Source organism: Novosphingobium sp., assembly GCF_049240505.1.
GTDB lineage: Bacteria > Pseudomonadota > Alphaproteobacteria > Sphingomonadales > Sphingomonadaceae > Novosphingobium.
This window is the reverse complement of the sequence record NZ_JBMLSM010000051.1, coordinates 1-12,457: the sequence shown is the minus strand read 5'-3', so window position 1 is coordinate 12,457 and position 12,457 is coordinate 1. Positions and strand designations below refer to the sequence as shown.

Sequence of the window (12,457 nt, the reverse complement as noted above, 5' to 3'; positions counted from 1 at the left end):
CCACCGCGCCGTCATCGGCATTCGCGCTGGGCGAAAAGAGCGCCGATCCGCTGGAAATGTACCTGAACGACGTGTTCTCGGTGCCCGCCAGCCTTGCAGGCCTGCCCGCGATGTCCGTCCCCGCCGGGCTGGACCGCAACGGGCTGCCGCTTGGCCTGCAGGTCATCGGGAAGGCCTTCGACGAACAGGGCGTGCTGAACGCCAGCCTGGCGCTTGAACAGCGTGCTCCGAAAATTCCAGCTCCGCCGAAGTGGTGGTAAGAACCGAGGGGTGGTGTTACCTTGGGTAACACTGGAGAGCCGAGATGAACGCGCACAGCAAGATCGAGCAGGAAACACTGGTCAACATGACCAGCAAGGGTCAGGTTCTGATCCCGAAAGCCCTGCGTGATCGTGCCGGGCTGAAGGCAGGGCAACCGGTGCGCGTCGGCACCAACGACCGGGGCGAAACGGTGATCTTGCCTGTGGAAGGTGCTGCGGCGGAAACGCCCGAGCAGCGCCGAGCGCGTGTACTGGCCGCGATCGATGCTCTTCGCGGCAAATATCCCAATCCAAACGGCATGACGACGGATGAATACATGCGCGAGCTGCGGGGCGACTGGGAGCCGTGATTCTGGTCGACTCCAATGTGCTGATTGATATTATCGCAGACGATCCAGCTTGGGCGGACTGGTCGCTTGAGCAAGTAGTGGCGGCCTCGCAAACGCAAGATATTGCCTACAACGATGTTGTTGTTGCCGAGATTGCTCCGGGGATGGCCTCACTTCAGGCGTTCCAACAGGAAATGGAGCGCATCACAGTAGGCTATGAAGTGTTTACGCAACAGGCAGCCTATTTTGCGGGACTTGCCTTTCGCCAATATCGGGCTGTCCGTAAAGGATCAGACACACCCAAACTACCGCTCCCGGATTTCCTCATCGGCGGCCATGCCCAATCGCTTGGTGCCGCCATCCTCACCCGCGATGCCCGTTTCTATCGCAGCTATTTTCCAACCGTGCCGTTGATAACGCCGGAGTAATCTGATCGTGACCGAATCCACTTATCGTATCCAGGGCGCAACCGGTGAATGGGAGGTCGTGATCGGCCTCGAAGTCCACGCACAGGTCACTTCCAACGCCAAGCTGTTTTCGGGCGCGGCCACCGCGTTCGGGGCAGAGCCGAACACGCAGGTCAGCCTCGTCGATGCGGCGATGCCGGGGATGCTGCCGGTGCCGAACATGGAATGCATCCGTCAGGCCGTCCGCACCGGCATGGCGATCAACGCGCAGATCAACAAGTGGAGCCGGTTCGACCGCAAGAACTACTTCTACGCCGATCTTCCGCAGGGCTACCAGATCAGCCAGCTCTACCATCCCATCGTGGGCGAGGGTGCGATCGACATCCAGCTGGATGACAAGAACCCGGATTCGGTCAAGACTATCGGGATCGAGCGCATCCACGTGGAGCAGGATGCGGGCAAGCTGATGCACGATCAGCACCCCACGATGTCCTATGTCGACCTCAACCGGTCGGGCGTGGCGCTGATGGAAATCGTCAGCCGCCCCGATATGCGCTCTCCGGCAGAGGCAGGTGCCTATCTGTCGAAGCTGCGCACGATCCTGCGTTTCGTCGGCTCCTGCGATGGCAACATGGATCAGGGTTCGATGCGGGCGGACGTGAACGTCTCTGTCCGCAAGCCGGGCGATGAATTCGGCACCCGCACCGAAACCAAGAACGTCAACTCGGTCCGCTTCGTGATGGCCGTGGTCGAACAGGAAGCCAAGCGTCAGGTCGCCTTGATCGAGGATGGCGGCACGGTGGTGCAGGAAACGCGCCTCTACGATCCTGACAGGAACGAGACGCGCTCCATGCGGTCGAAGGAAGACGCGCACGATTACCGCTACTTCCCCGATCCCGATCTTCTGCCGCTCGAACTCGATGATGCTTTCCTTGAGGAATGCCGCGCGAGTCTGCCGGAACTCCCCGATGCCAAGCGGGCGCGCTATGAAGCCGCGCTGGGTCTTTCGGCTTACAACGCAAACGTGCTGACGGCGGACGTTGAAACCGCGCGCTGGTTCGAAGCGCTGCTGGCCGAAACCGCCGCCAAGGCGAAGAAGCCGGAAGCCGATGTTGCCAAGCAGGCGGCCAACTGGCTGATCTCCGAACTGTTCGGCGCACTGAACAAGCTGGGCAAGAGCCTCGAAACCTCGCCCGTCAGCCCGGCAGCAGGTGCCGAACTGCTGGCGCTGGTGGCCGATGGCACGATCTCCGGCTCCATCGCCAAGCAGGTGCTGGAAAAGATGCTGGAAACCGGCGACGGCGCAGGCGCGATCGTCGAACGCGAAGGCCTTAAGCAGACGTCTGACACCGGCGCGATCGAAGCCGCCATCGACAGCATCCTCGCCGCCAATGCCGACAAGGTGGAGCAGTACAAGGGCGGCAAGGAAGCCCTGTTCGGCTTCTTCGTCGGCCAGACGATGAAGGCCATGCAGGGCAAGGCTAACCCCGGCATGGTCAACGAACTGCTGAAGAAGAAGCTGTCCTGATTCCACAGGTGGTGGCGTAAGGCGGTCTTGCCGATGCCTGCGCCGCTGGCTACCTAATCTCTCGTCACGCCTGCACCGTGCAGCGTGGCGAGGGGGTGCCAATATGAAGCAAACGCTGGCCATTCTGGCCTGTGCCGCGCTGGCGGCAAGCGGGGTTGCGCGCGCGCAGGACGCGGCGAAAGCCACCGCAGACGATGTGATGACCGCAATCCCGGACCCGGCGGGCGTGGCGATGCCCGATCTGGCGTTCACGTCCACACCGCTGATCGAAGAAGACTTCGACAAGTATTACGTGTTCAACCGTGCGGAAACGTCGTTTGCTGCGGCGCTCACCGATATCCGCGAATGCGACAATCTCGCGCGGGGGCTGGATTCGGGCTACCGCTATCAGGACGCGCCCTATCCTTATACCTACACGATGGCGGGTGCGGCGGGCGGCCTGATCGCCAATGTGATGATGAGCGCGATCTTCGGCTCTTCCGAAAAGCGGCGTCTGCGCCGCGTGAACATGCGCAAATGTATGCACTACAAGGGCTATGGCCGCTTCGGACTTGCCAAGGAAAAGTGGGAGCCGTTCAACTTCGAGGAAGGGCTTGATGGGGTGAAGGAAGCGGAGCGGCAGAAGCTGCTGGCCCAGCAGGCGAAAGTGGCGTCCGGCCCGGTTCCGGCAGGGAAGGATCTGGGGCTGTGAGGATCGTGAAAGCACTCGCGCTGATAAGCGCATTCGCCCTCCTGCCGCTGGCTGCTCATGCGGCTGACGACAAGGAGAAGTGGGAAACCAAGGCCGTGGCCGACAAGCCGCAGGTCGTGCTCAATCCCGCCAAGGCCTATATCGCGGTGCAGGGAGACTATCAGGTCAACCCGCTGCTGATGAAGCGCCCCAACGCCGAGGAAGCGGCAAAGCACACCGCCAAGCGCGCAGAGGAACTGGCCAAGGAACACGAAAAGTGGGTGAAGAAGCACGCGAGCTGGGAACGCGAGATGGCTGTGTTCGCCAAGTCGCCCCCTTCGGTCAAGCGCCCGACCGAACCGCAGGAGCCGACCGAGGCCAACTTCTCGTGGCCGCGCTATGAGCAGGTTCACCCCGTCTACATCGGCCCGCAAAACCGCTTCGCCAAGGCCGAGGGCGGTGCGTCCACCTATCTGCAGGAGGTCGAACCCGGCGAATACGTGTTCTACGGCAGTGTGATGATGGGCGTGGCAGGCGGAATTTGCGCGTGCCTTGGCACCGTGGCGTTCAAGGCTGATGCGGGCAAGATCACCTCGCTGGGCAAGATGCGCCTCCCGTGGATCGAATCCCTGCGCGGTCCGAAGGAAACGCGGGCGAAAAACTCGCTCGAACTTCCCGAAGGCACCACCTCGCTGGCTTTCGCGCCCGCTGTGTTCAGCGACCCGCGCGTGCCGGCCGATATGGTCGTGGCTGCACGCTTCACTCCGATAGACCGGATGCCCAACTGGTTCGGGCTGGAAGTCGATCGCGTTATGCCGATCGAAGGCGTGATGCGCTATGACCGCGACAAGGTGGTGGACCTGACCGTTCCGGCGGCGACCGCTGTGCAAGCTGCACCGGCGGCGCGCTGATATGAGAAAGAGGGAGCGGTGCTCGGCCCGCTCCCTCTTCCCATTAAACGTAAACCGTCACCCTGAACTTGGTTCAGGGTCCATCTGTCACCGCAAGCGGCAGCCTGATCGGCAAAATGGATCCTGAACCAAGTTCAGGATGACGACTGTGGAAATCGAACGGCGTTTTCGCCCTCCGTCACCCCGAAATTAAGCCCGCATACCTTCCATCGGGAAGGTGCCGAACATGCCTGCCGTCACCTTGCCGTCCAGCTTGTCGCCATCGACGGTGGCGGTGCAATCGAGCGTCATCGGCATCGGCACGGTCATCTTCATCTGCCAGGTCAGGGTGTTGCCATCGACCTTACCGTTCTCGACCTCCATCGATCCCATCTGCCCTGCGTTGCTGCCGGTGAAGCTGTCACCATCGACATTGACGGTGAAGGTGCTGGTCTGATCGCCCATCGGGGTGCGGGTTACGCAAGTGTAGGTGCCTGCGACTGACATGGATGCTCTCCCATTGTGAGTGTTGGGGGTAGTCTATCTACAAGTGTGTCAATAGCAAGGAATGTGTATCGATCCTCCCCCTCCGTCAGCCTGCGGCTGCCACCTCCCCCAAAGGGGGAGGAGCTATCGTCATCACTTCGGCGCGGCCATGTCCTCTACCGGGAGGCCGAACTTGGCGAGTTGCGGCTTCACCTTTGCGGCATCGCCGACGACGACCCAGACCATGCCGTCGCTGTTCACCTTTGACCGGAACGCCTTGTCCACGTCGGCCACCGTCATCTTGCCATAGCGGGCGGAGAGGGTTTCGTAGAAATCGTCCGGGCGCTTGTAGTTGACGATCTTGGCCATGCCGTCGAGCACGGTGGCGCTGGTTTCGAACATGCCGGGCAGTTCGCGGGCGCTACCCTTGGTCGACCAGTCGAGTTCCTCGGCGGTCACGCCCTTGGTCGAGCCATATTCGTCGATCTCGCGCTTGATCTCGACCAGCGAATCACCCGTCCGGTCGGTCTGGACCGGAGCGATCACCTGAAAGCGCACGCGATCGAGCGGTTCGGTCACGCCATTGTACGCGCCATAGGTCCAGCCCTTGGCCTCGCGCAGGTTCATGTTGATGCGGCCAAGGAAATTGCCGCCAAGGATGTCGTTGGCGGTGCCCAGCGCCACATTGTCATCGGTGCCCTTGGTATCGATCACCTTGCCCGCCATGATATAGGACTGCGGCGATCCGGGGCGGTCCACCAGAATGACGCGGGCCTTCTGTGTGGGGATCGCGGCGGAGAAATCCTTCACCGGGCGCGCCATGCGGTTGGCGGGCCAGTTGCCGAAGCTGTCGTCCAGCATCTTCACCACCGCATCCAGCGTGGTGTCGCCCACGACAAAGATCTTTGCGGTGTCCGGGCGGAACCAGCGCGTCTGGAAGGCGCGCAGATCATCGCGGGTCAGCTTCTTCACCACATCGGCATCGCCCAGCCCGCTGGACGGGAAGGCATAGGGGTGGCTGCCATAGAGCGTGGGCACCAGCACGCGGGCGGCCAATGCCTGCGGGTTCTTCATCTCCGCCGAAATCGCCGTAAGCTGCTGCGTGCGCACGCGCTCCAGTTCGGTCGGGCTGAGCGCGGGGCGGCGCACCACATCGGCCAGCAGGCCCAGCGACGGGGCAAGGTTGGGCGAAAGCGCATCGACCTGGAACGAGGTGAGGTCGCTGGTGGCCGAAAGCGCGATGTTTGCGCCCAGCCGCTCGCGCTCGCGCGCCAAAGCCGAACTGTCGAGCTTTTCGGTGCCTTCGTCCATCAGGCTGAGCAGCAGCGACTGCGTGCCGAGCGCGGACTTGGGATCGGCGGCATAGCCTGCATCGAAGCTGACGCGGACCGAAACGGTCGGCACTTCGCTGCGCTTGGCGAAAAAGACCGGAATGCCGTTCTTCAGCGTGGCACGCTGGATCGCCGGGAAATCGAGCGGAGCGAGTTCACCCACCGCAGGCAGCTTCGACCGGTCCGCCGCGCCTGCGCTGGCAACTGGCGCGCCCTTCATCGGCATGGCAGGATCGGCGTAGAACGCGGGGCGCATTCCTGTGGCATTGTCGGTGTAGTAGCCGCCGCGGCCTTCGCCGCCTTCGGTCCGCTCGCCGGGTTCCACCGTCAGCGAAAAGGCCGGGCGGGTCAGCCACTTGGCCATCGCGCCCTGCACATCGGCAGGCTTCATCGCGGCGATGCGTTCCAGCTCCGTGCGGTAGTGCGCGGCATCACCGTTGTAGAGCAGGCCCTCGGCCAGCGTCGGCGCCTTGCCGTTGAAGCCGCCGGTGCGCTCCAGCCCGCGAATCTGGTTGGCCGTCTCGGTCGTCGCGGCGCGTTGCAGTTCATCGGCGGTCGGCCCTTCCTTGATGAACTTGGCGATTTCCGCATCGAGCGCGGCGGCGACCTTGGCCGGGTCTTGCCCCGGCGTCACGTCAGCCTTGACCACGAACTGCGCGGCCTGCGCGAAGACTTCGGCATCGGCGGAAACCGATACGGCGACCTTCTGCTGGCGCACCAGCGCATCATCGAGCCGTGATGAAGCAAGACCGCCCAGCACCGACCCTGCCAGTTCGAGCGGCAGGTAATCGGCGTTGTCGAGGCCGGGGATCGCCCACATGCGATAGATGCGGGTGGTGGCGACCTGATCCTTGATCGTCTTGGCCAATGGCGCGGGCAGGGTGGGCACCGGCGCGCTGACCGGCTTTACCGCCGGACCGGGCTTGATATCGCCAAACCACTTGGCAACCTTGGCCTTCGCGGTGGCGGCGTCGATATCGCCCGCGAGCACGAGGACCGAATTGTTCGGGCCATAGTGGTCGTTGAACCAGCCCTTCACATCGTCAAGGCTGGCCGAATCGAGGTCTGCCATCGAGCCGATGGTGGAGTGGTGATAGGGATGGCCCGACGGATAGAGGTTTTCGAGCTGTTCGTATTCGACCATGCCGTAGGGGTTGTTGTCCCCCTGCCGCTTTTCGTTCTGCACCACGGCGCGCTGGTTATCGAGCACCTTCTGCGTCACCGCGCCAAGCAGGTGGCCCATGCGGTCCGATTCCATCATCAGCACCATGTCGAGCGCGGCGGTGGGCACCGTTTCGAAATAGTTGGTACGATCGAACCATGTCGTGCCGTTCACATCCGTTGCGCCGACCTGCTGCAGCGGCGTGAAGAAATCGCCGGGCACATTTTCGGTGCCGTTGAACATCAGATGTTCGAACAGGTGGGCAAAGCCGGTCTTGCCCTTGGGTTCGTTCTTGGAACCCACGCCGTACCAGATCGATACCGCAACCACCGGCGCCTTGCGATCGGTGTGGACCAGCACGGTCAACCCGTTATCCAGCTTGAAGCTTTCGTAGGGAATCTGGACCTTCGACACCAGATCGGACAGCGGCGCAGGCTTTGCCTCTTGCGCGAAAGCGGGGGCGGAAAGGGCAGTGGCTGCGGAAAGAGCGATCAGGCTGGCGGTGATTTTGCGCTGCATGGGGTTCCCGATATTGTCAGTCTGGCAGGCGGGCTGCCGTTGTTTTTCAAGCCCAGATCAGGTTTCGGCTGAACGAAGCCGGAATACGGTGATCCAGATTTGGTTTGATTGGTAACTTTCTAGTGCCCATCATCGCGCGTGCAAGGGGCGCGTGTCCATCGGGCAGGTGCCGCTTACCCCCTTTCGACGAACGACAGAGAGAGACCGATGAACGTCAAGCCGCTGCTTCTCGCCGCATTCCTCGCTTCCACCGGAACGCCCGCGCTGGCCGCAGAGCCGACTTTCGATCCGCAAGCGGTGCGGGCGCATGTGACCTTTCTGGCCGACGATCTGCTGGAAGGGCGCGATACGGGGACGCGCGGGTACGACATTGCCGCGAATTATGTGGCGTCGCAGTTCATCGCGATGGGACTGAAGCCTGCGGGGCCTGACGGTTCGTTCTTCCAGAAGCTGACCGTGCGTGAAGCGCGGCTCGATGGAACGCCGAAACTGGCGCTGACCTTTGGCGGCAAGGAGACGGTGCTGTCTGACACCGCGCAAGTGCTGGTGCGGCCAAGCCTGACCGACAAGACCGTGGCGGTGGAAGCGCCGTTGGTCTTTGCGGGCTTCGGGTTTGACCGGCCCGATCTGGGCTTTGACGATTACAAGGGCCTGAACGTGAAGGGCAAGATCGTGGTCGTGCTCACCGGCTTTCCCAAGGGCACGCCAAGCGAACTGGGCGCGCATCTCAATTCCGAAAAGGCGGTCATGGCGATGAAGCGCGGCGCGGTGGCGGTGATCGCCGTGCCGACGACCGAGGACACCGCACGCCGCCCCTGGCCGCGCCGGGTGGAAATTTCGGACGGTCCGGCCAAGGGCTGGGTCGGTGCCGATGGTACGGCGTTCAGCCGGGCAAGCGCGATCAAGGGTTCGGTCACGCTGAACCCCGATGCTGCCGCGTCGCTCTTTACCGCTGCGGGCAAGTCGCTGGCCCGCGTGCTGGCAGAGGCCGAGCGCAAGGGCGGGCGGCCCAAGGGCTTTGACCTGAAAGCCAAGGCCAGCCTCGCTTTCGCCAGCGCGTGGAAGGATGTGACCAGCGAAAACGTCGTCGCCATGCTGCCGGGGAGCGACCCCAAACTCAGCGCGGAATTCATCGGCATGACCGCGCATCTCGATCATATCGGCGATCACGGGAAGGGCGATGACAAGCTGTTCAACGGCGCAATGGACAACGCTTCGGGCGTGGCGACGATGCTGGAAGTGGCGCGCGCGGTGGCGCAGGACAAGCCGCGCCGTTCGGTGCTGTTCGCGGCGCTGACGGGCGAAGAGGGCGGACTGATCGGGTCAGACTATCTGGCGCGCAATCCGGTGACCAAGGGCGAAGTGGTCGGCCTCGTCAATTTCGACATGCCGGTGCTGACCTACAAGTTCAGCGATGTCGTGGCGTTCGGTGCTGAAAATTCAACGATGGGACCGGCGGTGGCAGAGGCCGGGAAGAAGGCGGGGATAACGCTCTCGCCCGACCCGATGCCCGAAGAGGGGCTGTTCACACGGTCCGATCACTACCGCTTCGTGCAGCAGGGCGTGCCGGCGGTGTTCATGATGACGGGCTTTGCCGGGCCGGGCGAAAAGGCCTTCCGCGATTTCCTGAAGGATCACTACCACAAGCCGAGCGACGACATGAAGCTGCCGTTCGACTGGGAGGCCGGAGCGCTGTTTGCGAAAGTGAACTACTACACCGTTCAGGCGCTGGCGAATGCGGACGATCGGCCCAAGTGGTATGCGGGCAGCTTCTTCGGCAAGGAATTTGCGCCCGGCGCGGCGAAGGCGGCTGATCCGGGGAAGTGATGTTGCGCGAAGGCCCACCCCACTGCGACTAACTTCACTGCGTTCAGTAAGTCTCGCTCCCCTCCCGCAGGCGGGAGGGGTTGGGGGTGGGCATCGCGCATTGCGCTCAATCAAGGAACTACCCCGGTCGAAGGGCGTAGCTTTTTCGTCGGCGCGGGTCTTGTGTTGCGAAAAAGTCACACCATGTCTGGCGCAACAGGAGGACATTCGACCTTATGAACCTCGAAAAATTCACCGACCGCGCCAAGGGCTTCCTGCAAGCCGCGCAGACCGTTGCGATCCGCATGAACCATCAGCGGATCACGCCGGACCATATTCTCAAAGCCTTGCTGGAAGACAGCGAAGGCATGGCCAGCGGGCTGATCCAGCGCGCGGGCGGCAATGCGGCTTTGGCGCAGACCGAAGTGGACAAGGCGCTGGCGAAGATTGCTGCCGTCTCCGGTTCGGGCGCGCAACAGACGCCGGGGTTGGACAACGATGCCGTCCGAGTTCTGGATTCGGCTGAGCAGATTGCGGCGAAATCGAACGACAGCTTCGTGACTGTCGAGCGGATGCTGGTGGCGCTGACGCTGGCCTCTGCAACATCGGCGGGGCAGGCGTTGAAAGCCGCCAACGTGACGCCGCAGGCGCTGGAAGCGGCGATCACGCAGCTGCGAGGCGGGCGCACGGCGGACAGCGCGAGCGCGGAAAACGCCTATGACGCGATGAAGAAGTATGCGCGCGACCTGACCGAGGCGGCGCGCGAGGGCAAGCTCGATCCCGTGATCGGGCGTGACGAGGAAATCCGCCGCACCGTGCAGATCCTCGCCCGCCGCACCAAGAACAATCCGGCGCTGATCGGTGAACCGGGCGTGGGCAAGACCGCGATTGCGGAAGGGTTGGCGCTGCGCATCGCCAATGGCGACGTGCCGGATTCGCTGCGGGACCGCACGCTGATGGCGCTCGACATGGGCAGCCTGATCGCGGGCGCAAAGTATCGCGGCGAGTTCGAGGAGCGGCTGAAGGCGGTGCTCGACGAGGTGAAGGGCGCCGAGGGGCAGATTATCCTGTTCATCGACGAGATGCACACCCTGATCGGCGCGGGCAAGAGCGAGGGCGCGATGGATGCGGGCAACCTGCTGAAGCCCGCGCTGGCGCGTGGCGAGTTGCACTGCATCGGCGCGACGACGCTGGATGAATACCAGAAGTACGTCGAGAAAGACCCCGCGCTGCAGCGGCGGTTCCAGCCGGTGTTCGTGGGCGAGCCGACCGTGGAGGACACGATCAGCATCCTGCGCGGGATCAAGGACAAGTATGAGCTGCACCACGGCGTGCGCATTGCTGATAATGCGATCGTGGCGGCAGCGACGCTGTCCAACCGCTATATCTCCGACCGCTTCCTGCCCGACAAGGCCATCGACCTGATGGACGAGGCCGCGAGCCGCATCCGCATGGAAGTGGAAAGCAAGCCTGAGGAGATCGAGAAGCTCGACCGGCGCATCATCCAGATGAAGATCGAGGAAATGGCGCTGGCCAAGGAGGTTGATACTGCATCGAAGGACCGGCTGGCGACCCTGCGCGAGGAACTGGCGAACCTTGAACAGCAGTCTGCCGAACTGACGACGCGTTGGCAGAACGAGCGTGACAAGATCGCTGCCGAGGGCAAGGTCAAGGAAGCGCTTGATGCGGCGCGCAGCGAGCTGGACGTGGCGCAGCGGAACGGCGATCTGGCGAAGGCGGGCGAGCTTGCCTACGGCCGCATTCCCGAACTGGAGCGGCAACTGGCCGAGGCGCAGGGCGTGAGCCAGAACGCGATGCTGCGTGAGGAAGTGACCGCCGAGGACATCGCTGCCGTCGTCAGCAAGTGGACCGGCGTGCCGGTTGACCGGATGATGGAAGGCGAGCGCGAGAAGCTGCTCAAGATGGAAGAGGTGCTGGGCAAGCGCGTGATCGGGCAGAAAGATGCGGTGGTTGCCGTGTCCAAGGCAGTGCGCCGCGCGCGCGCCGGTTTGCGGGATCCGAACCGTCCGCTGGGCAGCTTCCTGTTCCTGGGGCCGACGGGCGTGGGCAAGACCGAGCTGACCAAGGCGCTGGCGGGCTTTTTGTTCGACGACGACAATGCGATGGTCCGTATCGACATGTCGGAGTTCATGGAGAAGCATTCGGTCAGCCGGTTGATCGGCGCGCCTCCGGGCTATGTTGGTTATGATGAAGGTGGTGTTCTTACCGAAGCGGTTCGCAGGCGGCCCTATCAGGTCGTGCTGTTCGACGAGGTGGAGAAGGCGCACTCCGACGTGTTCAACGTGCTGTTGCAGGTTCTGGATGATGGGCGCCTGACCGATGGGCAGGGCCGCGTGGTGGACTTCACCAATACGCTGATCATCCTGACCAGCAACCTCGGCAGCCAGTACCTCGCCAATCTGGAAGAGGGGCAGGATGTGGCGGCGGTGGAGCCGCAGGTGATGGATGTGGTGCGCGGGCACTTCCGGCCGGAATTCCTCAACCGGCTGGACGAGATCATCCTGTTCCACCGGCTGGGTCAGGAACACATGGCGCCGATCGTGGACATTCAGGTGGCGCGCGTGGCCAGGCTGCTGAAAGATCGCAAGATCGTCCTGGATCTGAGCGATGCGGCGAAGCGCTGGCTGGGCCGGGTCGGCTATGATCCGGTCTATGGCGCGCGGCCATTGAAGCGGGCGGTGCAGCGGTATCTGCAAGATCCGCTGGCGGAGAAGCTGCTGGGTGGTGAAGTGCCGGACGGTTCGACGGTGCGGATCGACGAGGGCGATGGGGCGCTGAGCTTCGTCGTGGAGTGAGTTGACGGGTTGGGTTTTGAGCGCGCGCTGGAAGCCCAACCCGCTGCGCCCCGCGCAGGCGGGGGCCTCGGTCGGTTTACGCTGGCGTTCCGTAACAACACTGAGGCCCCCGCCTGCGCGAGGGCGCTAGGTGTTTGGTGGGGGTGCGGGGGGGGCATCCGCTGGCGAGTGCGGACCTTTTCGCCTTGGGGCAGATAGCAAGTCGCGCGATCGGCGCGGCGCCGTGCGTGGCGCGCGGGCGAGAGCGCGTATC

The 12,457-nt window shown here is 63.3% G+C and carries 10 protein-coding genes; 8 read left to right on the top strand and 2 right to left on the bottom strand.

The window, feature by feature from the left end; genetic code table 11:
* From ACOVQ0_RS04645 to ACOVQ0_RS04620, 6 genes are all read left to right on the top strand, one after another.
* A partial coding sequence (locus ACOVQ0_RS04645; protein WP_421880730.1) for an amidase family protein occupies nt 1–260 on the top strand: 260 nt, incomplete at its 5' end.
* Between the two features lie 44 nt (nt 261–304).
* Entirely contained in the window at nt 305–610 is a 306-nt protein-coding gene (locus ACOVQ0_RS04640) for an AbrB/MazE/SpoVT family DNA-binding domain-containing protein (protein WP_421880727.1), read from the top strand.
* Nucleotides 607–1,017, top strand: a complete 411-nt coding sequence (locus tag ACOVQ0_RS04635; protein ID WP_421880724.1) for a type II toxin-antitoxin system VapC family toxin — start codon at nt 607–609, stop codon at nt 1,015–1,017. Before ACOVQ0_RS04640 ends, ACOVQ0_RS04635 begins: the two co-directional genes overlap by 4 nt.
* A gap of 7 nt (nt 1,018–1,024) precedes the next feature.
* Nucleotides 1,025–2,524: an Asp-tRNA(Asn)/Glu-tRNA(Gln) amidotransferase subunit GatB gene (gatB, locus tag ACOVQ0_RS04630; protein ID WP_421880721.1), complete on the top strand. Its 1,500-nt coding sequence runs from the start codon at nt 1,025–1,027 to the stop codon at nt 2,522–2,524.
* Between the two features lie 103 nt (nt 2,525–2,627).
* A complete protein-coding gene (locus ACOVQ0_RS04625) occupies nt 2,628–3,215 on the top strand; it encodes a hypothetical protein (protein ID WP_421880718.1) in 588 nt (195 codons plus the stop codon).
* Nucleotides 3,212–4,105: a hypothetical protein gene (locus ACOVQ0_RS04620; RefSeq protein WP_421880715.1), complete on the top strand. Its 894-nt coding sequence runs from the start codon at nt 3,212–3,214 to the stop codon at nt 4,103–4,105. Before ACOVQ0_RS04625 ends, ACOVQ0_RS04620 begins: the two co-directional genes overlap by 4 nt.
* 189 nt (nt 4,106–4,294) lie before the next feature.
* Here ACOVQ0_RS04620 and ACOVQ0_RS04615 read toward each other — a convergent pair whose 3' ends face one another.
* Nucleotides 4,295–4,591 carry a hypothetical protein gene (locus tag ACOVQ0_RS04615; RefSeq protein ID WP_421880712.1) on the bottom strand — a complete coding sequence of 99 codons (297 nt, stop codon included), beginning with the start codon at nt 4,589–4,591 and terminating at the stop codon, nt 4,295–4,297.
* 132 nt (nt 4,592–4,723) lie between these two features.
* Nucleotides 4,724–7,582: a M16 family metallopeptidase gene (locus ACOVQ0_RS04610; RefSeq protein WP_421880708.1), complete on the bottom strand. Its 2,859-nt coding sequence runs from the start codon at nt 7,580–7,582 to the stop codon at nt 4,724–4,726.
* Between the two features lie 207 nt (nt 7,583–7,789).
* On the opposite strand from ACOVQ0_RS04610, the gene ACOVQ0_RS04605 reads away from it, so the two are divergent.
* Both ACOVQ0_RS04605 and clpB read left to right on the top strand, forming a co-directional pair.
* Nucleotides 7,790–9,409, top strand: a complete 1,620-nt coding sequence (locus tag ACOVQ0_RS04605) for a M28 family metallopeptidase (RefSeq protein ID WP_421880705.1) — start codon at nt 7,790–7,792, stop codon at nt 9,407–9,409.
* A gap of 215 nt (nt 9,410–9,624) precedes the next feature.
* Entirely contained in the window at nt 9,625–12,204 is a 2,580-nt protein-coding gene (clpB, locus tag ACOVQ0_RS04600; RefSeq protein WP_421880702.1) for an ATP-dependent chaperone ClpB, read from the top strand.
* The last annotated feature ends 253 nt before the right edge of the window (nt 12,205–12,457 follow it).